The organism is Mycobacterium sp. NTMscope_MAC_269, from assembly GCF_976985695.1.
Genome location: NZ_OZ335668.1, coordinates 4099116 through 4124839 on the forward strand (window position 1 = coordinate 4099116; position 25724 = coordinate 4124839).

The 25724-nt window shown below is 66.0% G+C and carries 27 protein-coding genes; 8 read left to right on the top strand and 19 right to left on the bottom strand.

The features are described from left to right. Positions 1 to 7 precede the first annotated feature (7 nt). The 6 genes from deoC to ACZ50Z_RS19400 all read right to left on the bottom strand — a co-directional run bounded on the left by deoC (position 8) and on the right by ACZ50Z_RS19400 (position 4218). Complete coding sequence (gene deoC / locus ACZ50Z_RS19375; protein WP_464484983.1) at positions 8 to 685, bottom strand: deoxyribose-phosphate aldolase; 678 nt, start codon at positions 683 to 685, stop codon at positions 8 to 10. Further along, the gene (locus ACZ50Z_RS19380) at positions 682 to 1131 is read right to left on the bottom strand and encodes a DUF2599 domain-containing protein (RefSeq protein WP_464484984.1); all 450 of its coding nucleotides are present in this window, start codon (positions 1129 to 1131) and stop codon (positions 682 to 684) included. Before ACZ50Z_RS19380 ends, deoC begins: the two co-directional genes overlap by 4 nt. Positions 1132 to 1135: 4 nt before the next feature. Next, the gene (locus tag ACZ50Z_RS19385) at positions 1136 to 1423 is read right to left on the bottom strand and encodes a DUF2516 family protein (protein WP_067248943.1); all 288 of its coding nucleotides are present in this window, start codon (positions 1421 to 1423) and stop codon (positions 1136 to 1138) included. 87 nt (positions 1424 to 1510) lie between these two features. After that, a complete protein-coding gene (gene hbhA, locus ACZ50Z_RS19390) occupies positions 1511 to 2128 on the bottom strand; it encodes a heparin-binding hemagglutinin HbhA (protein ID WP_464484985.1) in 618 nt (205 codons plus the stop codon). Positions 2129 to 2335: 207 nt separating this feature from the next. Continuing rightward, a complete protein-coding gene (locus ACZ50Z_RS19395) occupies positions 2336 to 2752 on the bottom strand; it encodes a helix-turn-helix domain-containing protein (RefSeq protein WP_464484986.1) in 417 nt (138 codons plus the stop codon). Positions 2753 to 2835: 83 nt separating this feature from the next. Then, the gene (locus tag ACZ50Z_RS19400) at positions 2836 to 4218 is read right to left on the bottom strand and encodes a DUF445 domain-containing protein (RefSeq protein ID WP_464484987.1); all 1383 of its coding nucleotides are present in this window, start codon (positions 4216 to 4218) and stop codon (positions 2836 to 2838) included. Between the two features lie 190 nt (positions 4219 to 4408). Here ACZ50Z_RS19400 and ACZ50Z_RS19405 point away from each other — a divergent pair, with 190 nt between their 5' ends. Further along, positions 4409 to 5095 (top strand): TetR/AcrR family transcriptional regulator, encoded by a 687-nt coding sequence (locus ACZ50Z_RS19405; RefSeq protein ID WP_464486320.1) that lies wholly within the window; start codon positions 4409 to 4411, stop codon positions 5093 to 5095. 181 nt (positions 5096 to 5276) lie between these two features. After that, complete coding sequence (gene pcaA / locus ACZ50Z_RS19410) at positions 5277 to 6140, top strand: cyclopropane mycolic acid synthase PcaA (protein WP_464484988.1); 864 nt, start codon at positions 5277 to 5279, stop codon at positions 6138 to 6140. 60 nt (positions 6141 to 6200) lie between these two features. Here pcaA and ACZ50Z_RS19415 read toward each other — a convergent pair whose 3' ends face one another. From ACZ50Z_RS19415 to ACZ50Z_RS19430, 4 genes are all read right to left on the bottom strand, one after another. Then, entirely contained in the window at positions 6201 to 7061 is an 861-nt protein-coding gene (locus ACZ50Z_RS19415; protein WP_464484989.1) for a cyclopropane mycolic acid synthase family methyltransferase, read from the bottom strand. A 100-nt stretch (positions 7062 to 7161) separates the two neighbouring features. After that, positions 7162 to 8025 carry a 3-hydroxybutyryl-CoA dehydrogenase gene (locus ACZ50Z_RS19420; RefSeq protein ID WP_036454013.1) on the bottom strand — a complete coding sequence of 288 codons (864 nt, stop codon included), beginning with the start codon at positions 8023 to 8025 and terminating at the stop codon, positions 7162 to 7164. A 181-nt stretch (positions 8026 to 8206) separates the two neighbouring features. After that, positions 8207 to 9493 (bottom strand): isocitrate lyase, encoded by a 1287-nt coding sequence (gene aceA, locus ACZ50Z_RS19425; protein ID WP_202376737.1) that lies wholly within the window; start codon positions 9491 to 9493, stop codon positions 8207 to 8209. A gap of 268 nt (positions 9494 to 9761) precedes the next feature. Next, positions 9762 to 10559: an acyl-ACP thioesterase domain-containing protein gene (locus ACZ50Z_RS19430; RefSeq protein ID WP_464484990.1), complete on the bottom strand. Its 798-nt coding sequence runs from the start codon at positions 10557 to 10559 to the stop codon at positions 9762 to 9764. Positions 10560 to 10740: 181 nt separating this feature from the next. On the opposite strand from ACZ50Z_RS19430, the gene ramB reads away from it, so the two are divergent. Together ramB and ACZ50Z_RS19440 are read left to right on the top strand one after the other, a co-directional pair. Continuing rightward, on the top strand, positions 10741 to 12168 hold the full coding sequence (ramB, locus tag ACZ50Z_RS19435; RefSeq protein ID WP_464484991.1) for an acetate metabolism transcriptional regulator RamB: 1428 nt from the start codon (positions 10741 to 10743) through the stop codon (positions 12166 to 12168). A 50-nt stretch (positions 12169 to 12218) separates the two neighbouring features. Next, positions 12219 to 12779, top strand: a complete 561-nt coding sequence (locus ACZ50Z_RS19440; protein ID WP_464484992.1) for a carboxymuconolactone decarboxylase family protein — start codon at positions 12219 to 12221, stop codon at positions 12777 to 12779. On the opposite strand, the gene ACZ50Z_RS19445 is transcribed toward ACZ50Z_RS19440, so the two are convergent. The 6 genes from ACZ50Z_RS19445 to exaC are packed head-to-tail and all read right to left on the bottom strand — an operon-like array spanning position 12774 to position 17408. Beyond that, entirely contained in the window at positions 12774 to 13055 is a 282-nt protein-coding gene (locus tag ACZ50Z_RS19445) for a hypothetical protein (RefSeq protein ID WP_464484993.1), read from the bottom strand. The two genes, ACZ50Z_RS19440 and ACZ50Z_RS19445, sit on opposite strands and share 6 nt — an antisense overlap. Positions 13056 to 13062: 7 nt before the next feature. After that, positions 13063 to 14460: a dihydrolipoyl dehydrogenase gene (lpdA, locus tag ACZ50Z_RS19450; protein ID WP_464484994.1), complete on the bottom strand. Its 1398-nt coding sequence runs from the start codon at positions 14458 to 14460 to the stop codon at positions 13063 to 13065. A 49-nt stretch (positions 14461 to 14509) separates the two neighbouring features. Then, positions 14510 to 15079, bottom strand: coding sequence for a hypothetical protein (locus ACZ50Z_RS19455; RefSeq protein ID WP_464484995.1), 570 nt, complete (start codon positions 15077 to 15079; stop codon positions 14510 to 14512). Then, the gene (locus ACZ50Z_RS19460; RefSeq protein ID WP_464484996.1) at positions 15072 to 15350 is read right to left on the bottom strand and encodes a putative holin; all 279 of its coding nucleotides are present in this window, start codon (positions 15348 to 15350) and stop codon (positions 15072 to 15074) included. The genes ACZ50Z_RS19455 and ACZ50Z_RS19460 overlap by 8 nt, the downstream gene beginning before the upstream one ends. A gap of 19 nt (positions 15351 to 15369) precedes the next feature. Next, positions 15370 to 15876 carry a DUF779 domain-containing protein gene (locus ACZ50Z_RS19465; protein WP_464484997.1) on the bottom strand — a complete coding sequence of 169 codons (507 nt, stop codon included), beginning with the start codon at positions 15874 to 15876 and terminating at the stop codon, positions 15370 to 15372. Beyond that, entirely contained in the window at positions 15876 to 17408 is a 1533-nt protein-coding gene (exaC, locus tag ACZ50Z_RS19470) for an acetaldehyde dehydrogenase ExaC (protein WP_464484998.1), read from the bottom strand. Before exaC ends, ACZ50Z_RS19465 begins: the two co-directional genes overlap by 1 nt. Positions 17409 to 17473: 65 nt before the next feature. Between exaC and ACZ50Z_RS19475 the strand changes: the two genes are divergently transcribed. From ACZ50Z_RS19475 to ACZ50Z_RS19490, 4 genes are all read left to right on the top strand, one after another. Beyond that, complete coding sequence (locus tag ACZ50Z_RS19475; RefSeq protein WP_464484999.1) at positions 17474 to 19531, top strand: prolyl oligopeptidase family serine peptidase; 2058 nt, start codon at positions 17474 to 17476, stop codon at positions 19529 to 19531. A gap of 10 nt (positions 19532 to 19541) precedes the next feature. Further along, positions 19542 to 19868: a hypothetical protein gene (locus ACZ50Z_RS19480; RefSeq protein WP_464485000.1), complete on the top strand. Its 327-nt coding sequence runs from the start codon at positions 19542 to 19544 to the stop codon at positions 19866 to 19868. Positions 19869 to 19870: 2 nt separating this feature from the next. Then, positions 19871 to 20776: a crotonase/enoyl-CoA hydratase family protein gene (locus ACZ50Z_RS19485; protein WP_464485001.1), complete on the top strand. Its 906-nt coding sequence runs from the start codon at positions 19871 to 19873 to the stop codon at positions 20774 to 20776. Between the two features lie 79 nt (positions 20777 to 20855). Next, complete coding sequence (locus ACZ50Z_RS19490) at positions 20856 to 21308, top strand: DUF5078 domain-containing protein (RefSeq protein ID WP_464485002.1); 453 nt, start codon at positions 20856 to 20858, stop codon at positions 21306 to 21308. A gap of 92 nt (positions 21309 to 21400) precedes the next feature. On the opposite strand, the gene ACZ50Z_RS19495 is transcribed toward ACZ50Z_RS19490, so the two are convergent. From ACZ50Z_RS19495 to ACZ50Z_RS19505, 3 genes are all read right to left on the bottom strand, one after another. Further along, entirely contained in the window at positions 21401 to 24331 is a 2931-nt protein-coding gene (locus ACZ50Z_RS19495; protein WP_464485003.1) for an MMPL/RND family transporter, read from the bottom strand. Continuing rightward, entirely contained in the window at positions 24328 to 24843 is a 516-nt protein-coding gene (locus tag ACZ50Z_RS19500) for an MmpS family transport accessory protein (protein WP_464486321.1), read from the bottom strand. The genes ACZ50Z_RS19495 and ACZ50Z_RS19500 overlap by 4 nt, the downstream gene beginning before the upstream one ends. Before the next feature lie 116 nt (positions 24844 to 24959). Then, positions 24960 to 25646, bottom strand: coding sequence for a TetR/AcrR family transcriptional regulator (locus ACZ50Z_RS19505; RefSeq protein WP_464485004.1), 687 nt, complete (start codon positions 25644 to 25646; stop codon positions 24960 to 24962). Positions 25647 to 25724 lie beyond the last annotated feature (78 nt).

Here is a 25724-nt window from a genome sequence, read left to right on the forward strand (position 1 = left end):
AGCCCGTTCAGCCCAGCCCGTCGAGCACCGCGCGGGTGCCCGAGAGGCCCAGTCGGGTCGCGCCGGCATTCAGCATCGCCAGCGCGTCCGCGGCGGTCCGGATGCCGCCGCTGGCCTTGACGCCCAGCCGGCCACCGACCGCCTCGGCCATCAGCGCGACGGCCCGCACGGACGCCCCGCCGGTCGGGTGAAACCCCGTCGAGGTCTTGACGAAGTCGGCGCCGGCGTCTTCGGCGACCCGGCACACCTGTGCCAACGTGCGCTCGTCGGCCAGCGCCAGCAGCGCTGACGATTCGACGATCACCTTGAGCACGGCGCCCCCGACGGCGTTCCGCACCGCCCGAATGTCGGAGTGCACCGCTGCGACGTCGCCCGCCACCGCCGCGCCGACATCGATGACCATGTCGATCTCGCAGGCGCCCGACGCCACGGCCACGGCGGCCTCGTGCGCCTTGATCGCCGAAAGATGCTTGCCCGACGGGAATCCCGCCACGCCGGCCACCCGCACGCCGGGGCCCGCGTGCACCGCGACGGGAACCATGGGGGGCGAGACGCACACCGCGTAGACGCCGAGTTCGGCCGCTTCGGCGACCAGGGCGCTCACGTCGGCGGCGGTGGCTTCGGGTTTGAGCAGGGTGTGGTCGACGAAGGCCGCCAACTCCGCCCGGGTGGGGTGGCTGGTCATCCGAACGATTCTTCCCGACCGCCCGGATTGCAGTCGGAGGCAACCATTTCGGCGTCGTCGACGACCGGGCGCCACGGCTCCAGGTTCCAGCTGGTCTTGCCGGGCCGAGCCAGTTCGGCGAACTGCCAATGGCACAGGAACTGCGCGCGCATCCCGGGTGTGTCGGCGTCTGGCGCCAGGGCGAGCACCTCGGCCCACGCCTCGTCGGCCCAGGCCATGGTCGCGGGGGCGCGGGAGGCGGTCCGGCCGGCCGCCGTCGGGAAGACCCGCAGGCTGCTGCGGCCCTGCCACTGCGCCCACTGGGTGTGGTCGACGAAAGGCGGGGACATCGCGGGCGGGTTCGCCACCCCGGTGCCGGGGTCGGGATCGGGCGCGGCGATCGCGTGCGGCGGCGCACAGCACAGGACGACGAGCGCGGCGGCCGGCGCCGTCAGCAGCACCCTCATCCCGCTAGCGCGACTTGCCCTGAATTTCCAGGAGTTTGGGCCGCACGTCGACCAGGTACACACCGGCCGCGCAGGCCGCGATCGCCATGCCGAGCACACCGAAGACGAAGCCCAAAATCGATGTCAGGGCGACGGCCCCGGCCAGGATCAGCAACCACACGGGCTTGGTCAGCTTCTCGGCGGCGGTGTAGGCGTCGGGCCGCTGCAACGCGGCGTGCACGAACGCGTAGATCGCCGTGACCAAGACGGCGATCTGCAAAACCAGCATGACGGTACCCACGAGGTGGTTCACGCCTCAAGCGTAGGCGGGCACCCTCCGAAACGTCGACTCCGAGTCACCGGTGGGCGACTCGGAGCCGAACGTCGTGTGAGTGTCGTACTACTTCTGGGTGACCTTCTTGGCCGCCGCCTTCTTGGCGGGAGCCTTCTTGGCCGGAGCCTTCTTGGCGGGGGCCTTCTTCGCGGGCGCCTTGGCGACGGCTTTCTGGGCCTTCTTGGCGGTCGCGTCGGCCTTGCCGGGCAGCTCGATGCCGACCAGCTTGGCGGCGCGCTCACCGACGGCGCGGGTCTGCGACGCGACCGTGCCCAGAGCCTCCTGGGTCAGCTCGACGGCCTGGTCGACGTAGCCCTCCGCACGCGCGGAGGCGTCCTCGAACGCCGTCTGGCTGCGCAGCCGCTGCAGGGCGGCCTCGCCGCGCTCGACGAGCTCGTTGTACCGGCTGGTCGCCGCCTCCAGGTAGCCTTCGGCGGCCTTGCGCAGCTCCTCGGTGGTGAACTTGTCGCGCAGCTCGGTGAACTGCTCGGGCAGGTCCTCCTGAAGCTTGGTCAGGCGAGCGCGGCGCTCTTCCACCCGGGTGCGGGTCTCGACGCGGGTCTCTTCGGCGCGCTCGCGCAGGCCGGCGATCAGGTCGTTAACCGTGGCCAGGGCCAGGTCGGCCGCGCCCAGGGCCGCGAGCAAAGGGGCCCGCAAGTCTTCGATGTTTGAGTTTTCCGCCATGGTTTTTCCTTTCATGGTGTGGTTTGGCTTTGGCGTATCCGTTGTCATGTGTCTGGTCGGGAAGTTCGGTGCAAAAGTCTCCTTCGCAGCTGGGGCCACCAGAGCCGGGGTAGTTCGTCCAGCGCTTGAGCTGGAATCGGTGGATCCCTCCCTACGGGGTAACCCCGGCGGCCGGTCGTCTATACATCACCAACCGAGAGCGACTGTTCACTCGGTCTCGGATTGGGTCGCACACTCCTCGTGGGTCGATTCGTTTTGCTGGGTGAACGATGCGTAGATGTCGAGCAGAATCTGCTTTTGGCGCTCGGTGATCGCTGTGTCGGTGACGATCGCGTCCCGCACCTGACTTTTGTCGGTGGGTTCGAGAATTCCGGCGCGCACATAGAGAACCTCGGCGGAAACCCGCAGGGCCTTCGCAATCTGGTTCAGGACGTCGGCGGAGGGTTTGCGCAATCCACGCTCCACCTGGCTCAAATATGGATTGCTGACCCCGGACTTCTCGGCGAGTTGCCGCACCGAGACCTGCGCGAGTTCACGCTGGCTGCGGATGAAGCTGCCGATGTCAGAGGCCATGTCGGAGGCGGCATTGGACACCTTGGCGGAGAGTTTCTCCTCGGGTGCCATGGCGTGCTCCTGGGTCGGTCGGTTGATCTTGACGCCACCAGGGTACAACAAGTGCTTGCTATTGCAAGCACTTGTTAGCACTGCTAGAAAAGCAGCTGGGCGACGGCGTAGATCACCAGGCCCGCCAGCGAGCCGACCACCGTTCCGTTGATCCTGATGAATTGCAGGTCACGGCCGACGTGGAGTTCGATGCGCCGGCTGGCCTCCTCGGCATCCCAGCGTTCGATGGTGTCGGTGATGATCGCTGTGATCTCCACCCCATATTGGGAGACCAGGTGCTGGGCCGCCCGAACGAGCCAGTTGTCGACCTTGTCACGCAGGTCGACGTCGTCGCGCAGCGACTCCCCGATGCGCACGACCGTGTCGGCGATCCGCGTGCGCAGCGCGCTGGACGGGTCGTCCACACCCTCGAGCACCAGCCGTTTGAGCGTCGTCCACGCGGTCGCGGCGGCGTTGGCGATCTCATCACGCGCCATGAGCTGCTCTTTGATCGTGTCGGCGCGCGCGATGGTGTCCGGGTCGTGTTGCAGGTCGTCGGCGAATTCGAACAGGAAGCGGGTCGCCGACCGGCGCAGTTCGTGGTCGGGGTTGCGGCGCACCTTGTCGGTGAAGTCCATCAGCTCGCGGTGGATGCGATCGCCCACGAGATGGTCGACGAACCGTGGCGACCAGGTCGGCGAGTCACGCTCGACCACCCGCTGGATGACCTCGCCGGCGTTCAGCGACCACTGAAAGGCCCGGTCGGCCAGCAACTGGATCAGGGCCTCCTGCCGATTCTCGGCAAGCAGCGTCGCCAGCACCCGGCCGACCGGCGGACCCCATTGGGGCTCGGCGATGCGACGCACGATCATCCGGTCGATCACCTGCTGGACGTCCTCGTCGCGCAGCAGTTCGACCAGCACGCGGAGCACCGTGGCCGTCTCGCTCGCGACCCGTTCCGCATGCGCGGCTTCCGACAGCCATTTCCCCAACCGGCCGGACACCTCGGCGTCGCGCAGCTTGGTTTCCACGACCTCCGCTGACAGGAAGTTCTCCCGCACGAACGCGCCCAGACCCTCGCCCAGCTGGTCTTTCTTGCGTTTGATGATCGCGGTGTGCGGGATGGGAATGCCCAGCGGGTGCCGGAAGAGCGCGGTCACGGCGAACCAGTCCGCCAGCGCGCCCACCATCCCGGCTTCCGCGGCGGCACCGACATAGCCCACCCAGACGCCCACACCGGCGTGCGCCTGGGCCCAGCGGCAGACGAGGAACACGCCGGAGGCGCCGATCAAAAAGCTCAGCGCCACCATCTTCATCCGGCGCAGCGCCACCCGTCGCTGCGCGTCGGCCTCGCGATCGGCGCCCGCGAAGGATTCGGCGAAGGAGGTGCGGCCCCGGCCCGTGGCCGTCAACGGCGTCGCCGAACCGGGCCTCGCCGTCGGCGGGCCGGACGCGTCGCCTCGCACCGAGGCTCTGTGTGCCACCACTTCATCATCTATGTTCCCGGCAATTGGTGTGACGACACTGGTTGCCCCGAGCCCCGCGCAGACCGCTCGAAGTCCACTCCATGCCCGGCCAGGACCACAAACCGACGGGCCCACGCCGTAGTATCGAGGGCGTCTAGGGAATGGGAAATCGGCGACAGTGACAGAGCAGATCACGGTTGTGCGCGCCAAAATGGATGGGCGCAAGCGGCGCTGGCATCAGCACAAGGTGGAGCGTCGTAACGAACTCGTTGACGGCACGATCGACGCCATTCGCCGGCTTGGCGGCAATTTGAGCATGGATGAGATCGCCGCGGAGATCGGTGTCTCGAAGACCGTGCTCTACCGCTATTTCGTCGACAAGAACGACCTCACCACCGCCGTGATGATGCGGTTCACCCAGACCACCCTGATTCCCAATATGGCTGCGGCGCTGACGTCTAACCTCGACGGCTTCGACCTGACCCGCGAGGTGATCCGCGTGTACGTCGAAACCGTTGCGAACGAACCCGAACCGTACCGCTTCGTGATGGCCAACAGCTCCGCCAGCAAGAGCAAGGTCATCGCCGACTCCGAACGGATCATCGCCCGCATGCTCGCGGTGTTGATGCGGCGGCGCATGCAACAGGCGGGCATGGACACCGGCGGCGCCGAGCCGTGGGCCTACCTGATCGTCGGCGGCGTGCAGCTGGCCACCCACTCCTGGATGTCATATCCGCGGATGACGCGCGACGAGTTGATCGACTACCTGACGATGCTGAGCTGGAATGCGCTGAAAGGGATCGTCGAGGTCGGCGGATCGCTGGAGAAATTCCGCGAGGAGCCGCACCCGTCGCCGATCGTCCCGCCCCGGGACCGCGACGAGGGGTCTCGCCTCTAAGGCCGCGCCGCCGGCGGCTTTTGGATTCGCGCACGCGTCGTGTGAGGCTGGGAGGCGCCCCGGGGAATACGACTTGGCCGGCCTCAGGGACTAGCATGCAGGGGAGCGTCGGGGGACGAAGCGGGGTTGTTGTTCGGCTTTGCGTTCCCTACCCCCCGCAACGAGAAAGGCTCTTGTCGACATGTCTGTGCAGCTCACGCCGCATTTCGGAAACGTGCAAGCCCACTACGACTTGTCTGACGATTTCTTCCGGTTGTTCCTGGACCCTACCCAGACCTACAGCTGCGCCTACTTCGAACGCGACGACATGACGTTGGAGCAGGCGCAGCTCGCCAAGATCGATCTGGCGCTGGGCAAGCTGAAGCTCGAACCGGGGATGACGTTGCTGGACATCGGATGTGGCTGGGGCGCCACCATGCGGCGAGCCATCGAGCGCTACGACGTCAACGTGGTGGGCCTGACGCTGTCGGAGAATCAGGCCGAGCACGTGCAGAAATCCTTCGACCAGATGGACACCACCCGCACCCGCCGGGTGCTGCTGGAGGGCTGGGAGAAGTTCCACGAGCCGGTGGATCGCATCGTCTCGATCGGCGCCTTCGAGCATTTCGGCCGCCAACGCTACGGCCGCTTCTTCAAGATGGCCTACAATGCGCTGCCACCCGGCGGAATCATGTTGCTGCACACCATCGTTCGGCCCTCCTTCAAGGACGCCCGGGCAAACGGGCTGAGCCTGACCCACGAGATCGTCGAGTTCTCGAAATTCATCCTGGCCGAGATATTCCCGGGGGGCTGGCTTCCGACGCCACAGACCGTCGGCGAGCACGGGGTCACGGTGGGCTTCGAGCTCACCCGCGTGCAGTCGCTGCGGCTGCACTACGCGAGGACGCTGGACTTGTGGGCCGAGGCGCTCGAGGCGAACCGCGACAAGGCCGTCGCCATCCAGTCGCAAGAGGTCTACGACCGGTATATGAAGTACCTGACCGGCTGCGCCAAGCTGTTCCGCGAGGGGTACACCGACGTCAATCAGTTCACGATGGAGAAGTAACCGCTCAACGAAAACAAACAGCCCCGAACGGATACACCGTTCGGGGCTGACTTGACTGTGCTACTTGACCAACGTGAATTGGCCCACGTTGCTGATGCCCTTGCGGAAGAAATTCTCGCACCCCGTCAGATAGTGCATGTACTTGTCGTAGACCTCCTGGGACTGGAGGGCGATCGCTTTTTCCTTGTTGGCTTCCAGGTTTGCCGCCCACATGTTGAGCGTCCGCTCGTAATGCTTTTGCAGCAGTTGCACCCGCTCGACCGAAAAGCCCGCGGCCTCACCGAATTTGAAAATGTCTTCCTGCGCCGGCAGTTGTCCGCCCGGGAAGATCTCCTGGCCGATGAATCGCGCGAACCGGATGTCGCTCATCGTCAATGTGACGCCGAGTGCGGGATAGTCCCGCCAGTGATGCATCAAGATCGTGTGCAACAGCATCCGGCCGTCGTCGGGAAGGATGTCGTAGGCGCGGTCGAAGAATGCGGGATAGCGCTCCATCTTGAAAGCTTCGAAGGCGCCGATCGTCACGATGCGGTCGACCTTGTCCTCGAACTCTTCCCAGCCCTGCAGGCGCACTTCGATGTTGCGTTCCGTCGGCAGTCCGGCCAGCTTGTTCTTGCTGTACTCGAATTGGTTGCGGCTCAGCGTGATTCCGATGACGTTGACGTCGTAGCGCTCGACGGCCCGCTTGAGCGCGCCGCCCCAGCCGCAGCCGATGTCCAGCAGCGTCATCCCCGGCTCGAGGTTCAGCTTTCCCAGCGCCAGATCGAATTTCGCGATTTGAGCCTCTTCGAGGGTCATGTCGTCGCGCTCGAAGTAGGCGCACGTGTAACCCATCGTGGGGTCGAGAAACAACGCGAAGAATTCGTCCGACACGTCGTAGATGGACTGCGACTCCTCGTAATACGGCTCGAGCTTCGTCATTCTCGGTACATACCTTTCGTCCTGTTCAACGCACGCATACTAACCGACGGCATAGCAGCAAGCGGTGTCCGGCGCCCCGCGGTATGTCAGGACAGCTGGATCAGTACTTGTAGAAACCTTGGCCGGTTTTCTTGCCGAGCCGGCCGGCCTCCACCATGCGCAGCAGCAGCGGCGGCGGTCCGTACTGCGGCTCCTTGAACTCCTCGAACATCTTGTCCGCGATCAGCTTCAAGGTGTCCAGGCCGACCAGGTCGGACAGGCGCAGCGGGCCCATCGGGTGCGACAGCCCGGCCACCACCGCTTTATCGACGTCTTCGACGGTGGCGAAGCCGGCTTCCACCATGCGGATCGCCGACAGCAGGTACGGCACCAGCAGCGCGTTCACCACGAATCCGGAGCGGTCCGAGCAGCGCACCACCTGCTTGCCCAGGACCGCGCTCGCGAACTCTTCGGTGCGGGCGGCGGCCGCCTCGTCGGTGACCAGCGTGCTGACCAGCTCGACCAGCGGCAGCACCGGGACCGGGTTGAAGAAGTGCAGGCCCAGCACGCGTTGCGGGTTCTTGGTGGCCGCGGCGATCTTCATGATCGGGATGCTGGAGGTGTTGGAGGCCAGCACCGCGTCGGGATCGGTGATCACGCGGTCGAGTTCGGCGAAGACCTGCGCCTTGACGGCGTCGTCTTCGATGATCGCCTCGATGACCAGCTGGCGGTCGGCGAGGTCGTTGAGGTCGGTGGTGAAGGTGAGCTTGCTCAGCGCGCGGTCGCGTTCGCGCTCGGTGACCTTGCCCGCGCTGACGCCGCGCTCCAGCGACTTGACGATGCGGTTGCGCCCCGCCGTGATGAGGGCCTCGGTGGTCTCGAACACCGTCACGTCGACGTCGGCGCGGACCGAGACCTCGGCGATGCCGGATCCCATCTGGCCGGCGCCGACGACGCCTACTCGCTGAATCGCTGCGTCACTCACTGAATTCTCTCCGGTTCTCTGCGGTGGCCGTATCGTCTTGCACCGCAATAGGCCCCGCCCAGGGTTGGCCTGGGCGGGGCCTACGCTACTTCATCTCATTCTCGGTGCGACGAGCGTGTAGCCAGCGCGAAAATTCGGCCGAATTCTCGCAGCAGGTGCACACTCGGCGCGGCAAGCGGGCTCAGTGAAACTGGCCCTCTTCGGTGGAGCCGGTCAGCGCGGTCGTCGACGAGGTCGGGTCCACGGTGGTGGCGATACGGTCGAAGTAGCCGGCACCCACCTCACGCTGGTGCTTGGTGGCGGTGTAGCCACGCTCCTCGGCGGCGAACTCGCGCTCCTGCAGCTCGACGTAGGCGCTCATCTGGTTGCGGGCGTAACCGTAGGCCAGATCGAACATCGAGTAGTTCAGGGCGTGGAAGCCGGCCAGCGTGATGAACTGGAATTTGAATCCCATTGCGCCAAGCTCCTTTTGGAACTTCGCGATGGTCGAGTCATCGAGGTGCTTTTTCCAGTTGAACGACGGCGAGCAGTTGTAGGCCAGCATCTGGTCGGGGAACTCGGACTTGACGCCCTCGGCGAACTTGGCGGCGAGCTCGAGATCCGGCGTGCCGGTCTCCATCCAGATCAGGTCGGAGTACGGCGCGTACGCCTTGGCCCGCGCGATGCAGGGCTCCAGGCCGTTGCGGACCCGGTAGAAGCCTTCCTTGGTGCGCTCACCGGTGATGAACGGCTGGTCGCGCTCGTCGACGTCGGAGGTGATCAGCGTGGCCGCCTCGGCGTCGGTCCGGGCGATGACGACGGTCGGAACGTCGCACACGTCGGCCGCCAGGCGGGCCGAGGTCAAGGTGCGGATGTGCTGCTGGGTCGGGATCAGCACCTTGCCGCCCAGGTGACCACACTTCTTCTCCGAGGCCAGCTGGTCTTCCCAGTGCGAGCCCGCCACACCGGCCGCGATCATGGCCTTCTGCAGCTCGTAGACGTTGAGCGCGCCACCGAAACCGGCCTCACCGTCGGCGACGATCGGCGCCAGCCAGTTCTTCACCGAGGTGTCGCCCTCGACCTTGGCGATCTCGTCGGCGCGCAGCAGCGCATTGTTGATCCGGCGGACCACCTGCGGCACCGAGTTGGCCGGGTAGAGGCTCTGGTCGGGGTAGGTGTGCCCGGACAGGTTCGCGTCACCGGCGACCTGCCAGCCCGACAGGTAGATGGCCTTCAGGCCGGCGCGCACCTGCTGGACGGCCATGTTGCCGGTCAGCGCGCCCAGGGCGTTGATGTACTCGAGGTCGTGGAGCTGCTCCCACAGCACCTCGGCGCCGCGACGGGCCAGGGTCGCCTCCTCGACGACGGTGCCCTGCAGGGCGACGACGTCCTTGGCGCTGTAGGTGCGGGTGACGTCCTTCCATCGCGGGTTGGTGTCCCAGTCCTTCTGGATCTGTTCGGCGCTTTTGGGGGTGCCAACGACAGACATGGGCATGCTCCTTCACGATCTTCACTACTGAGTTGCTGAACGCCTCACCGGCGGTAGCTAGTGGCTCAACTTCACTGGTGTGCTAACTCGAAGATGGCACAGCTCAAGGGGGGCGGTCCACCCGTTTCAGTTGCCAATTTCAGCAACGGGAACGCGCGAATTTGCGAATCTTGTTAAGTTGCTAACAAGCTTGACCGTTTCAGAAGCTACCCGTCAGTAACCCCAAAGCCGCAGGTCACAGCGTGATTTAACCGGGACGCTTGTCCTGCTACCGAGCAAACAAGGCGGCGACGGCTTTTGTCTCGTCACCGACGGCGTATGTGAGCGTTGTAACAGTGCGATCGGCGAGGCCGGGACCGAATTGCTCGGTCGATCCGGCGGGGTGGACGTGCGAAATGATCTCCAGCTTGTCCCCCAGCGCCACCGGCGCCTCGTGCTCGATGGTGATGCGCAACGGCGTCCGCATCAGATCGGTGTGCGAGGCCAGGTAGTCCTCGACCACGCTCCAGTACACCGAGTTGTTCATGTGGTCGAACAGGTCGATGTCGGTGACCCGGACGGGAAACTCGTGGATCTCGACCGCGTCGTCCCGGCTGCCCGGCTTGAGATAGGACTTCCACCGCAACCGGTCCACGGACGTCGTCTTGTGCAGCCCCGCCAGGAAGTCGTCGGCGATGCGGGAGGGCATCTGGGTTTCGCGGTTGATGTTGATCCAGAAGGCCTCGGACTCGATGAGGCCGCCCTTGCGCTTGCCGTCGATGCGGACCCGCATCTCGCACCACCGGTTCGAGGTGCCCGAGCACCATCTGCGCATCCGCAGCATGTCGCTGAACTCGACGGGCCGGATCAGGTCGACCATGGTGCGCCGGACGATCCACAGCGGGTGGGTCTCCTCGAAACCCATCTCGCGCAGCTGGTCCTGGCCGATGTCCTGGATGTGCCGGCACGCGGCGTCCAGCCGCAGCCGGCCTGTGCGGTCGATATCGCCGACCCGCAACGGCCACTGGCGGTCGAAAACGTCAGGGTGACCGTCGGGCACCGGCATCAGTTGTTTGTCCAGGCTCACGGCCACCGTCCCCACTAGCTCCCCGTTTCCTCCTCGTGGTCACCCCAGGCTAAGGCCCAAGGCCCCGGTCGAATCATGCCAACGGGGCCCGCCGAACACCAATCGACACCGATCGCGACGCGGGAGACCCGATGCCAACTCTGCGAACCATAGCTTCGCAAGGCCCGGTAACCTCGGAGAAGTGTCCAAGACGTTCGTCGGCTCGCGCATCCGCCAGCTGCGCAACGAGCGCGGATTTTCCCAGGCCGCGCTGGCGCAGATGCTGGAGATCTCGCCGAGCTACCTCAACCAGATCGAGCATGACGTTCGCCCCCTGACGGTGGCCGTGCTGCTGCGCATCACCGAGGTGTTCGGGGTGGACGCCACCTTTTTCTCCTCGCAGGACGACACCCGGCTGGTCGCCGAGCTGCGCGAGGTCACCATGGACCGGGACCTGGACATCGATGTCGACCCGACCGAGGTCGCGGAGATGGTCAGCGCCCATCCTGGGCTGGCGCGCGCGGTCGTCAACCTGCACCGGCGCTACCGGATCACCACCGCACAGCTCGCGGCCGCCACCGAGGAGCGGTACTCCGACGGCAGCGGCTCAAGCTCTGGGTCTGGGTCCATTTCCATGCCGCACGAGGAAGTGCGCGACTACTTCTACCAACGGCAGAACTACCTGCACGAGCTGGACACCGCCGCCGAGGACCTCACCATCAAAATGCGGTTGCACCACGGCGATTTGGCCCGGGAGTTGACCCGCCGGCTCACCGAGGTGCACGGGGTGCACATCAACCGCCGCATCGACCTCGGCGACACCGTGCTGCACCGCTACGACCCCGCCACCAAGACGCTGGAGATCAGCAATCACCTGTCGTTGGGGCAGCAGGTGTTCAAGATGGCCGCCGAACTGGCCTACCTCGAGTTCGGGGATCTGATCGACAGCCTGGTCGCGCAAGGGAAATTCACCAGCGACGAGTCGCACACGCTCGCCCGGCTCGGTCTGGCCAACTACTTCGCCGCGGCCGCCGTGCTCCCCTATCGCCAATTCCACGACGTCGCAGAGAATTTCCGCTATGACGTCGAGCGGTTGTCGTCGTTCTACTCGATCAGTTACGAGACCATCGCACACCGGCTTTCGACGATGCAGCGCCCGTCGATGCGCGGCGTGCCGTTCTCGTTCGTCCGGGTCGACCGCGCCGGAAACATGTCGAAACGCCAGTCCGCCACCGGTTTTCACTTCTCCTCCAGCGGTGGCACCTGCCCGCTGTGGAACGTCTACGAAACGTTCGCCAATCCGGGCCAGATCCTGGTCCAGATCGCCCAGATGCCCGACGGCCGCAACTACATGTGGGTGGCCCGCACCGTGGAACGACGCGCGGCCCGGTATGGTCAGCCCGGTAAGACCTTCGCGATCGGCCTGGGCTGCGAGCTTCGCCACGCTCACCGGCTCGTCTACTCGGAAGGACTCGACTTGTCGGGGGAGATCTCCACACCGATCGGCGCGGGATGCCGTGTCTGCGAACGCGACAACTGCCCGCAGCGCGCCTTCCCGGCGCTCGGGCGCGCGCTCGATCTCGACGAGCATCGCAGCACCGTGTCCCCTTACCTGGTGACCCAACCGTGAGCCGACCCGCCGACGACGATGCAAAGCGAAGCGATGAGGAGGAGCGGCGCATGAGTTCCGAGGGCCGCATCCCGCCCGGGCGATTCCGCCAACTGGGACCGATCAATTGGGTGATCGCGAAGCTGGGCGCGCGCACGGTGCGCGCGCCGGAGATGCACCTGTTCACCACGCTGGGCCAGCGCCAGCTGCTGTTCTGGACGTGGCTGGCCTACGGGGGCCGGCTGCTGCGCGGCAAGCTCCCGACCATCGATACCGAGCTGGTGATCCTGCGGGTCGGGCACCTGCGGGCCTGCGAATACGAACTGCAGCACCATCGCCGAATGGCGCGGAGGGCCGGGCTGGACGCGGACACGCAGGCCGCGATCTTCGCGTGGCCGCAACGGCTGGACCCGGTCGAGGGTCGCCTCACCGTGCGTCAGCAGGCGCTGCTGGCGGCGACCGACGAGTTCGTCAACGGCCGCACCGTCACCGACAGCACCTGGCGCGAGCTGGCGACTCACCTGGACCGGCGGCAACTGATCGAATTCTGCTTGCTCGCAAGCCAATACGACGGTCTGGCCGCGACGATGGCCGCGCTCGAGATTCCGCTGGACAATCCGAGGCAGCTATAGGTAGACGTCGGCCAGGATGGCCAGCGTCAGGATCACGGGAAGTACCGGCAGGCCGAAGGCGAAAGCGGCCCAGCCCTGCTTCCCCCTCCGCAGCTGCCAGGCGCCCCAGATCCCCGCGCCGATTCCCAGCACCACCGAGGCCAGCAACACCAGCGGACCCCACTGGCCCGCCGTGGCGTTGTCCCCGGTCGAAATGCCCAGCAACCACACGACATAACCGGTCGCCAGGCCACCGAGGGCCCCCGCGATCGCCTGAGGCGTGACGGTGCGAATCATGGGCGGCTCAGAAGTTGATCATGTGTCCGGTCAGGCCGTGGAAGCATTCCTGCAGCGCCTCGGACATGGTCGGGTGGGTGTGCACGTTGCGGGCCAGCTCGGTGGCCGTCAGGTCCCACTTCTGCGCCAGCGTCAGCTCCGGGAGCAGCTCGGAGACGTCGTGGCCGACCAGATGTCCGCCCAGCAGCTCACCGTATTTGGAGTCGGCGATCAGCTTGACGAACCCGCTGGGGTCGCCGACACCGTGAGCCTTGCCGTTCGCGGTGAACGGGAACTTCGCCACCACCACGTCGTGGCCCTCCTCGCGGGCCTGCTCCTCGGTCAGCCCGAAGCTGGCGACGTTGGGCTGGCAGAACGTCGCGCGCGGCATCATCCGGTAATCACCGAGCGCCAAAGTCTCTGCGCCGGCGATGGTTTCGGCCGCCACCACGCCCTGGGCCTCGGCGACGTGGGCCAGCTGCAGCTTCCCGGTGACGTCGCCGATCGCGTAGATGTGCTCGATGTTGGTGCGCATGTAGTCGGTGATGCCGATGGCCTTGCGGTCGGTCAGCGCGACCCCGGCCGCCTCCAGGCCGAAGCCCTCGACGTTGGGCGCAAAACCGATGGCCTGCAACACCTTCGCGGCCTTGAGTTCCTGTGAGTCACCGTCCTTGCTGACGGCGACGGTCACCTCCGAGCCGTTGTCGGAAATGGACTCGACCTTCGTTCCGAGGAGGATCTTGACGCCCAGCTTCTTGAACTGCCGCTCGACCTCCTTGGAGACGTCGGCGTCCTCGTTGGGCAGGGCGCGCGGCAAGAACTCGACCACGGTCACGTCGACGCCGTAGTTCTTCAGCACATAGCCGAACTCCATGCCGATCGCTCCGCAACCGGCGATGATGATCGATTCCGGCAGCTCCCGGGACATGATCAGTTCCTCGTAGGTGACCACGTTGGCCGACAGCGAGGTGCCGGGGACCAGGCGGGTGCTGCTGCCGGTGGCGATGATGGCGTTGTCGAAGGTGACGGTTTCGGTGCCGCCCTCGTTGAGCTCGACCGAGATCGTGTTGGCGTCGGTGAACCGGCCGTAGCCATGGATCTCGGTGATTTTGTTCTTCTTCATCAGGAAGTGCACGCCGGCGACGCGGCCCTCGGCCACCTTGCGGCTGCGGTCGAAGGCGACCCCGTAGTCGAAGGTCGCCTCGCCGCTGATGCCAAAGGTTTTGGCCTCTTTGGTGAAGATGTGCGCGAGTTCGGCATTGCGCAGCAGCGCCTTGGACGGAATGCAGCCGACGTTGAGGCAAACTCCACCCCAGTATTTCGGCTCGACGACCGCGACGCTGAGCCCCAGTTGTGCGGCGCGAATGGCCGCGACATATCCACCGGGACCGGCTCCGAGGACGACGACGTCATAGTGAGAAGTCACGAGCCCACCCTAGTGGGCCATGCCCGCTGGTGGCCGCCCGGGCGAGGCGTCAATACGGAATGACGCCGACGAGACAGTGGCCCACTCGCTCGCAGTAGTAATAGCCGTACAACGGCGCCGCGCCGGCCACGGCGGCGAACGGCCCGGACAAGACCGCCACCGACAGCGCGGAGACCAGCGGCCTGCCGTGCACCATCGCGAGCAGCACACCGGCGACCACGCACACCGCGACGTAGACCAGCACCGCGAACAGCGCGGGAGTCTTGTCGATCGAGTCGTACCACCACGAGAACAGGCCCAGCCCGACCAGGGCCGCGACGGCCCACACGCCGAGGAGCACCAGGGCCAACTTCCACCACTTGACGGAGAAGTAGCGACCGGGGACGGTGACCGACTGCACGGGGCCGGCGGATCCGGGGGCGACCTCCGGTTCGGGCTCTTCCGCCGGTTCGGTCTCAGTCGCCGCGGGCCGCTCGCGGGTGCCCACGTCGTCGTCGTCGGAATCGGAGTCGAAATCGGGGACCCAGGACTGGGTGCCGGTGTCCTCGGCGTCATCGTCGGAGAAATCCGGCACGAAGGCTTCGGTCCCGGGGCTCGCGGCGTCCTTGTCGTCAGGCACCGGCGGTCACCCGCAACGCGACGAGCACACCGAACCAGCCCGGCGCCACCGCCAGGATGAACGCGCCCAGCATGGTGACCCACCGGCGCCCGGAAAACAGAATCATCGTCAGCCCGACGACGCTGGGGATGCCGACCACCGACGCGATCGCGATATCCGGGCGGACGCTGGCGTGGACCACCACGGTGTACGCCACGCAGGCCAATGCCCCGACCGCGCTTCCGATCAGCATCGCGCCGGCCAGTAACCAGGGACGGGGCAGGGGAATCACTTTCTCGACTGTACTGCGGCTACCCACGCGGAGGGCATGTCTGGGCTCCGGCGTCGGCCAGTACCGGACCCCGTGCCGCGGGGCGTTCACCACGCTCGTAACCGGCGCCCGTGATGACCGGCGCGCCGGCCAAAAACGCCTGTTCCTGCGCGGTGAAGGCGTGGCCGCGAGACAGAAACCGCACCCCCTCAGGCGCTTCCAGGCTGAATCCGCCGCCGCGACCGGGCACCACGTCGATCACCAATTGGGTGTGCTTGTCGCGATAGTGGGCCGCGTATTGCGGTCCCGAAATCCACACCGGCACCCCCTCGGGCCCGACATCGAGCACGCCCAACAGGACGTCGCGATCGCCCACGAGGAAGTCGCCCAGCGGGTAGCACATCGGCGACGATCCGTCGCAGCAGCCGCCGGACTGGTGGAACATCACCGGGCCGTGGGCCGCCTGCAGCCGCGCCAGCAGTTCGGCGGCCGGGGCGGTGATGGCGACCCCGGCTGGGGGCCCGGCGGCATCACGGCGCCGCTGCATCAGAAGAACCCTTGCGCCTTCTCGGAATAGGACACCAGCATGTTCTTGGTCTGCTGGTAGTGGTCGAGCATCATCTTGTGGTTCTCCCGGCCGATGCCGGACTGCTTGTAGCCGCCGAACGCCGCGTGGGCGGGATAGACGTGGTAGCAGTTCACCCACACCCGGCCGGCCTGGATGTCGCGGCCGGCCCGGTAGGCGGTGTTGCCGTCGCGGCTCCACACCCCCGCGCCCAGTCCGTAGAGGGTGTCATTCGCGATCGACATGGCGTCGTCGTAATCGGAGAACGACGTCACCGCCACCACCGGCCCGAAGATCTCCTCCTGGAAGACCCGCATCGAGTTGTCGCCGCCCAGGATCGTGGGCTGCATGTAGAAGCCGCCGGACAGGTCGCCGCCGAGTTCGGCGCGTTCGCCACCGGTGATCACCTTGGCGCCCTCGCCCTTGCCGATTTCGATGTAGGACAACACCTTTTCCAGCTGATCGTTGGAGGCCTGCGATCCCAGCATGGTCTCGGAGTCCAGCGGATCGCCCTGCCGGACGGCCTTGGTGCGGATCGCGGCCAGCTCCAGAAACTCGTCGTAGATGTCGGCCTGGACCAGGCTGCGCGACGGGCAGGTGCACACCTCGCCCTGGTTGAGGGCGAACATCGTGAAGCCCTCCAGCGCCTTGTCCTGATAGGCCTGACCTTCCGGGCCCTTGGCCATCACGTCGGAGAAGAAGATGTTGGGGCTCTTGCCCCCGAGCTCCAGGGTGACCGGGATCAGGTTCTGCGACGCGTACTGCATGATCAGTCGCCCGGTGGTGGTCTCGCCGGTGAACGCGATCTTGGCGATCCGGTTGCTCGACGCCAGCGGCTTACCGGCCTCGGCGCCGAACCCGCTGACGACGTTGATCACCCCGGGCGGCAGCAGGTCACCGATCAGCGACATCAGGTAGAGGACCGAAACCGGCGTCTGCTCAGCGGGTTTGAGCACCACCGCGTTGCCGGCCGCCAGGGCGGGCGCCAGTTTCCAGGCGCCCATCAGGATGGGGAAGTTCCACGGAATGATCTGCCCGACCACGCCGAGCGGCTCGTGGAAGTGGTAGGCGACGGTGTCGTCGTCGATCTGGCTCAGCGAGCCCTCCTGCGCGCGCAGCGCCGCGGCGAAGTACCGGAAGTGGTCGGCCGCCAAGGGAATATCGGCGGCCAGTGCCTCGCGGATCGGCTTGCCGTTGTCCCAGACCTCGGCCACGGCCAGCGCGGCGGTGTGCTCGTCGATGCGGTCGGCGATCTTGTTCAGGATCGCCGCGCGTTCGGCAGGCGCCGTCTTGCCCCACGCCGGTGCGGCCGCGTGGGCGGCGTCGAGCGCCTTGTCGACGTCGGCCTCATCCGAGCGGGCCACCTCGCAGAACGTCTGGCCGGTGACCGGTGTCGGGTTCTCGAAGTAGCGACCCTGCGCCGGCGGAACCCACTGCCCCCCGATGAAGTTCTCGTAGCGAGACTCATACGACATCAACGCCCCGGAAGCACCTGGACGTGCGAAAACGGTCACTGCTCTCACTCCTCGTTCGGCTATGTAATACACCTCACAGTACCGCCGGAGACACAATGGCTTCCATGACGTCACAAGCCCGCACCGACCCGCAAGACAACGAGGACCCGTACCTCTGGCTCGAGGACGTCAGCGGTGACGAGGCGCTGGACTGGGTTCGGGCGCGCAACGAGCCGACGCTGGCCCGCTTCCGCGACGCCGATTTCGAGCGGATGCGCACCGAGGCGCTAGAGGTGCTCGACACCGACGCCCGCATCCCCTATGTGGTGCGCCGCGGCGAGTACCTCTACAACTTCTGGCGTGACGCCGCCAACCCCCGCGGGCTCTGGCGGCGCACCACCCTGGACAGCTACCGCACCGAAACCCCTGAGTGGGACGTGCTGATCGACATCGACGAGCTGGGCCGGGCCGATGGCGAGAAATGGGTATGGGCCGGTGCCGCCGTCATCTACCCCGAGTACACCCGCGCGCTGGTCAGCCTCTCCCGAGGCGGTTCAGACGCCTCCATCGTGCGTGAATTCGACATGCTGACAAGGGAATTCGTCACCGACGGGTTCGAGCTGCCGGAAGCCAAGTCGCAGGTCAGCTGGGAAGACCCCGACACCGTCCTGGTCGGCACCGACTTCGGCCCCGACACGCTCACCGATTCCGGCTATCCGCGGGTGGTCAAGCGGTGGCGCCGGGGCACGCCCCTGGCCGAGGCCGAGACGGTCTTCGAGGGTGCGCGTTCCGACGTGAACGTGGCGGCAAGCGCCAGCCGGATTCCCGGCTTCGAACGCACCCTGATCGGCCGGGCCCTGGACTTCTGGAACGAAGAACTCTACGAGTTGCGTGGCTCCGAACTGATCCGCATCGACGCCCCCACCGACGCCAGCGTGAGCCTGCACCGCGAATGGCTACTGGTCGAGTTGCGCAGCGATTGGTTCTTTAACGACACGACCTACGGCGCCGGGTCGCTGCTGGCCGCCGGCTACGAGGAGTTCCTCGCCGGCACAGCCCAATTGCACGTGGTCTTCGAACCCGATGAGCACACGGCGCTCAACCACTACGCGTGGACCCGCGACCGTCTGTTGATCGTCTCTCTGGTCGACGTGGCCAGCCGCGTCGAGATCGCGACGCCGCCATCGCGATCGTCACGGGGCGACTGGCGACGCGAACCGGTGGCCGGAATTCCCCCGGCCACCAACACCGTCGTCGTCTCCGCCGACGACACCGGGGACGAATTCTTCCTCGATTCCAGTGGATTCGACACCCCGTCGCGACTGATGCGGGGCACCGACGGTGGGGCACTCGAACAGCTCAAGTCCGCTCCGGCATTCTTCGATGCCGAAAACATCTCCGTGGCACAGCATTTCGTGAAGTCGAAGGACGGCACGCCGATCCCCTACTTTGTGGTGCGGCCCCGCGGCGCGACGTCCGATGGGCCGGCACCCACCCTGCTCTACGGCTACGGCGGATTCGAATCGTCGAACACACCCGGTTACAGCGGCGTGCTGGGCCGGCTGTGGCTGGCCCGCGGCGGCACGTACGTGTTGGCCAACATTCGCGGCGGCGGCGAATACGGTCCCGCGTGGCACACCCAGGCGATCCGCGAGGGCCGGCACAAAGTGGCCGAGGACTTCGCCGCCGTGGCAACCGATTTGGTGGAGCGCGGCATCACCACGGTCGGCCAGCTCGGCGCGCAGGGCGGCAGCAACGGCGGCCTGCTGATGGGCATCATGCTCACCCGGTACCCCGAGAAATTCGGCGCGCTGGTGTGCAGCGTGCCGCTGCTGGACATGAAGCGCTACCACCTGCTGCTGGCCGGCGCCTCGTGGATGGCCGAATACGGCGACCCGGACAATCCCGATGACTGGGAATTCATCGCCGAATACTCGCCCTACCAGAACATTTCGGCGACGCGCCGGTATCCGCCGGTGCTGATGACCACCTCCACCCGCGACGACCGGGTGCATCCGGGTCACGCCCGCAAGATGACGGCGGCGCTCGAGGCCGCCGGCCATCCGGTGTTCTACTACGAGAACATCGAGGGGGGTCACGCCGGTGCCGCCGACAACGAGCAGGTCGCGTTCAAGTCGGCGTTGACGTATTCGTTCCTATGGCAGACGCTCGCGCGCACATAGGATCGTCGACGTGTCAGCGATCCAACGCATCGAACTCACCCTGCTGGCGACAGGATTGATCTTCATCCTGGCCTCGGCGGCACAGGCGCGCTACCGCTTCGTCAAGCACCGACGCGCCGGCCGCCGGCTTTACTGGGCGACCGCGATCATCGGCATCGTCTGCTTCGCGGTGGGGACCGGACAGCTGTGGCCCAACGGCGTCGCCGCGGCGACGATCTTTTCGGCCATCGTCGCCTTCTCGGCCTACCTCACCACGCCGTATCTGAAGATCGGCGGCCGGATCTACGCCTCCTCGCCGGAGAACCGTGAGGCCGACCCGCCCACCGAGGAGCGCTAGCGATGCCCGACTTCGAGACGCTGCTGTACACGACGGCCGGCCCGATCGCCACCATCACCCTGAACCGGCCCGAGCAGCTGAACACGATCGTGCCGCCCATGCCCGACGAGATCGAGGCCGCCGTCGGCCTGGCCGAGCGCGACCCGGCGGTCAAGGTCATCGTGCTGCGCGGGGCGGGCCGGGCGTTCTCCGGCGGCTACGACTTCGGTGGCGGGTTCCAGCACTGGGGTGAGTCGATGATGACCGACGGGAAGTGGGATCCCGGCAAGGACTTCGCGATGGTCAGCGCCCGCGCGACCGGGCCGACGCAGAAATTCATGGCCATCTGGCGGGCATCCAAACCGGTGATCGCCCAGGTGCACGGCTGGTGCGTCGGCGGGGCCAGCGACTACGCGCTGTGCGCCGATCTCGTCATCGCCAGCGAGGACGCCGTGATCGGCACACCCTACAGCAGGATGTGGGGCGCGTACCTGACCGGGATGTGGCTCTACCGGCTGGGCCTGGCCAAGGTGAAGTGGCACTCGCTGACCGGGCGCCCCCTGACCGGCGTGCAGGCCGCCGAGATCGAGCTGATCAACGAGGCGGTGCCCTTCGAGCGGCTGGAAGCGCGGGTGGCCGAGATCGCGGCCGAACTGGCGCAGATCCCGTTGTCGCAGTTGCAGGCGCAGAAGCTGATCGTCAACCAGGCCTACGAGAACATGGGGCTGGCCTCCACCCAGACGCTGGGCGGGATCCTCGACGGCCTGATGCGCAATACGCCCGACGCGCTCGGCTTCATCAAGATCGCCGAGACCGAGGGCGTGCGGGCCGCCGTCGAGCGCCGCGACGGCCCTTTCGGGGACTACAGCCAGGCCCCACCGGAGCTGCGACCCGACCCCACGCACGTCATCGTCCCTGATCGGGACTGATACTGAGACAGGCTAGCCAAATCCTGGCAGTGACCTGGGAAATGTCCCCGGGGCCCCAAAAAGTGCTACCGTAACAGCTATGTCTCGGCTGAGTACCGGCCTGCGTGCAGGCGCCGCGTTCCTTGCTCTGGGTGTTACCGCTGCGATTTTCCCGTCGACCGCGGTAGCCGACTCCACGGAGGACTTTCCCATCCCCCGCCGGATGATCAACACCACGTGTGACGCTGAGCAGATCCTGGCGGCCGCCCGGGATACCAGCCCCGTGTATTACCAGCGCTACATGATCGACTTCAACAACCACCCCAACGTCAACCAGGCCGCGATCGACAAGGCGCACTGGTTCTACGCGTTGTCGCCGGCGGACCGCCGGAACTACTCCGAGAACTTCTATGCGCCGCAGGCCGATCCGCTGTGGCTGGCCTGGCCCAACCACATGAAGATCTTCTGGAACAACAAGGGCGTGGTGGCCAAGGCCACCGACATCTGCAACACGTACCCGCCCGGCGACATGTCGGTGTGGAACTGGTCGTAATCCGCACGGCCGCCTGACGGCCCGCGAAAGTACAACTGCCGGCGCGTTTCCCAGGAGGGGCGTCGGCAGTTGCATTTTCCGGCGAAGGCGAATCAGCGCGGCTGCACCACTCCGCCTGCCGGGTGCTCGTCGACGTCGTTGAGGATCAGCTCGCGCACGGCGGGACGCGGTCCGTACGGTCGCAGCATCGTGCTGGCCGGTCGTGGGCGCACGTGCTGGGGCCACCAGAACCAGCGCCCGAGCAAGGTGGCCAGCGACGGTGTCATGAACGACCGCACGATCAAGGTGTCGAACAGCAGACCCAGCGCGATCGTCGTACCCACCTGGGCCATCACCAGCAGCGGGCTGAACATGAACGTGGCCATCGTGGCGGCGAACACCAGTCCGGCGGATGTCACCACCGAGCCCGAACCGGCCATCGCGCGGATCGTCCCGGTTTTGAGTCCGGCGTGGATTTCCTCTTTGAACCGCGATATCAGCAGCAGGTTGTAGTCCGAGCCGACCGCCAGCAGCAGGATGACCGCCATCGCCAGCACCATCCAGTGCAACTTCATGCCCAGGATGTACTGCCATAAGAGCACGGAGAGTCCGAATGAGGCGCCCAGCGACAGCAACACCGTACCGACGATCACGACGGCCGCCACGACGCTTCGGGTGATCACCAGCATGATAATGAAAATCAGTGTGGCGGCGGCGATTCCGGCGATCAGCAGGTCGATGTCGGAACCGTCGTGCATGTCCTTGTACGTCGCGGCGGTGCCGCCGAGGTAGACCTTGGCGCCCTCCCAGGGGGTGCCCTTGATCGCCTCGTGCACGGCCTGCTTGATCGGTTCGATGTGCTTGATGCCCTCAGGAGTCGCCGGGTCGCCTTCATGGGAGATGATCAGCCGGACGGCGTGCCCGTTCGGCGAGATGAACTGTTTGAGACCTCGCGCGAAGTCCGGGCTCTTGAACGCCTCCGGCGGAAGGTAGAACGTGTCGTCGTTCTTCGCTTTGTCGAAGGCATCGCCCTGCGCGGTGGCGTTGTCGGCCTGCGCTTTCGCCTGTTCGTTAAGGCCCTGCGTGATCGCATAGTTCGACATGATGGTGTCGAGGTTGCGCTGCTGGCTCTCGATCTGCGGCGGTATCAGCGCCACCAGCTTCGGCTGAATCTTGTCCAGCTTGTCCAGGTTCGCGCTCAGGTTCACGATGTTCTGGGCCACCTGGTCGATGCCGTCGAGCGCGTTGAAGACCGACCGGAGTGCCCAGCAGGCCGGGATGTCGTAACAGTGCTTCTCCCAGTAGAAGTAGCTGCGGATCGGCCGGAGGAAGTCGTCGAAGTTGGCGATGTCGTCGCGCAACCTCTCGGTGATCTCCACGGTTTCTCTGGTGAGCTTGGTGGTTTCGTGCGTGGTGTTGCTGAGATCCTGGGTCACCTGCATCTGCTCGTGCAGCGTCGCCATCGTCTTGTGCAGCTCGTCGGCCTGCTTGAGCAGATTGTTCGCCTGCTCCTCTTGGTAGTGCTGGGTCTGGATCCGGCCCGCGGCTTGCGCGCCCATCTGAAAGCCGAGGGTGCTGTGGTCGAGTGGCGTGCCCAGCGGCCGGGTGATGGTCTGCACCCGGCCGATACCGGGGATGTGGAAGACCGCCTTGGCGACCTTGTCCAGGACGATGAAGTCGGCGGGGTTACGCAGGTCGTGATCGGTTTCGATCATCAACAGCTCAGGATTGAGCCGAGCCTGGTCGAAGTGCCGGTCCGCGGCGGCGTAGCCGACATTGGCCGGGGTGTCCGCCGGCAGGAAGTGGCGGTTGTCGTAGTCCGTTTTGTAACCGGGCAGGGCGAGCAGGCCGACCAATGCGACCGCGATGGTCACCGCGAGAACGGGCGCGGGCCAGCGGACGACCGCGGTGCCCATGCGACGCCAGCCCTGGGTCTGCAGCTTGCGCTTCGGATCCATGAGCTTGAAGAACGACGCCACCGTGAGCACGGCCGGAGCCAGCGTCAACGCCGCGAGGACCGCGACCAGCATGCCGACCGCACAAGGCACTCCCAGCGATTGGAAGTACGGCAGCCGGCAGAAACTCAGGCAGTACATCGCGCCGGCGATGGTCAGGCCCGATCCCAGCACGACATGCGCGGTGCTGTGGAACATGGTGTAGAACGCTTGTTCGCGGGTCTCGCCCAGCCCACGGGCCTCGTGATAGCGGCCGACCACGAAGATCGCGTAATCCGTCCCGGCAGCGATCGCCATCAGCACCAGCATGTTGTTGGCGAACGTCGACAGCCCCATGATGCCGTAGTTACCGAGCGTCGCGACGACGCCGCGGGCGGCTGCCAGCTCGATGAACACCATGGCCAGCATGATCAGGACGATGCTCACCGACCGGTACACGAACAGCAGCATCACGATGATCACCAAAAACGTGACGAGCGTGACCTTCGCTACGCCCTTCTCACCCGCGTGGGACTGGTCGGCGAACAACGGGCCCGCGCCGGTGACGTAGGCCTTGATTCCCGGCGGTGCGGGCACCGAGTCCACGATCTTGCGGACCGCCGCGGCGGACTCGTTGGCCAGCCCGCCGCCCATGTTGCCGGCGAGGTAAACCTGGACGTACGCGGCCTTTTGGTCGTGGCTCTGGGAACCCGCCGCCGTCAGCGGATCACTCCAGAAATCCTGGACGTGCTGAACGTGCTTCTTGTCTTGCTCAACGCGCCTGACGATCTCGTCGTAGTACCGGTGCGCTTCGGCCCCGAGCGGCTTGTCGCCCTCCAGCAGGATCATGGCCGAGTTGTCGGAGTTGAATTCTTTGAACGTCGATCCGACCTTCATCATCGACTGAAAGGACGCCGCGTCAGTCGGGCTCATCGACACCGAGTGGGTCTTGGCGACGACCTCCAGCTGCGGGGCCACGGTGTTGGTGACGAACACGATGCCCAACCACACCAGGACGATCGGCAGGGCCAGCCGATGGATCATTCGCGGCAGGAACGGCGGGATCAGCGGCTGATCCACGCGCGGCGGAGCCTCGCTTGGCTCGCTCATGCGGACTTGTCCAGGCAATAGACGAAGGCGTTCACGGTTTGGTTGGGATCTGAGCGGTTCGGAGTCTTGATGACGTCACCGCTCCCGTCGTGCTTGTTCACCACGAACTGGCAGGCGATCCAACTGCCGTCTCCTTGGGCCACCAGGTTTGCCGGGATGCCGGGCTTCGTTGAACTCAATACTTTGCTCCAGGGCAAGGGCACGTTGAGTGCCTGCTGCGGGTGGGAGTTTTCGTCGAGGTAGTTGATGGTTGCCGTGCTGCCCGGTGGACCCCAGACCTCGAGAGTGATCGTCTTGGCGTTGAACTCGTCGAGAACCTCACCCGAGGTGCCGCCACCGAACGAACCTTTGTGAACGCCGAAGACGCCGTGCAATCGGTATACGACGAATCCTGAGAGCGCGACGACGGCTACGATCGTGAGCACCAGCCAGAAACGCCCCAGAAACGCCTTTGTCCTGGAGCGCTGCGGAGCGACCTTTTTGCCCTCGCTGCCGGCCGAGCCCTGCGCCATACCGCTTGCGGCGGAGGCTTGCGCGGTCGGTTCAGGTTCCGGGCGCTCGGACACCTCGGGACCGTTTACACCGGTTGCAGTTCGCCAAGCCACAGCGCCGCGGCCTCCCTTCCTGTTCATTCCGATCCCGAGATAAGGCCGATGCACGTGGCCGTCAGCAGGCGCGTCAGCGCGGTCGCGAAGTCCAGATTCCACTCCGGCGGAGCCACTTCCGGCTCCTCGGCGTAGACGTCGGTGAGGTCAGCCGGCGGGTTCGCAACCTGCCACAGGGTAGCCGCCAGCGAGTACGCGGCCAGCAGGATGTCGAGCGACCCTGACCGCCCCAGTTCGGGCAGCGCGCTCTCGATGGAATCGGCGAGCGAGCGCGTGGCGGCGGTGCTGATGCGCCTGACCTCGATGACCCGCTCCGCGTCCACCTCGTGTTCGAGGTGCAGGTGCAGGTTGGCCAGCAGGTCGCAGAACAGCGGATCGTCGGCCAGCGCCTCGGCCAGCGTCCCGGCGATGTGCGACGGCGACTTGGCGCCGGGCTCGGCGAGCTTGTCCGACACGGTATTCGACCACCGCACCCACCCCTCGGCGGACAGGCGCAGCAGCACTTCCTTGTGCGAGGTGAAGTAGCGACGCACCGCCGAATAGTGAATTCCGGCGCGGCTGGCGACCGCGGTCAGGGTGACCGACGCGACGCCCGTTTCCAGCGCCAGCGAGCGTGCGGCTTCCACGAGGGCCTCCGCACGTTGGCGCTTTTTTTCCTCAGTGCGGGCGCGCTGGAATGTTAGTTGCGCCACCGGCTGAGCGTAACGCACATCGTGTGATTTGTATAACGCACGTCGCGTGATTTGCGTGAGGTCACTCTCACCGGTGGCGCACACGGGTAAAGGTGG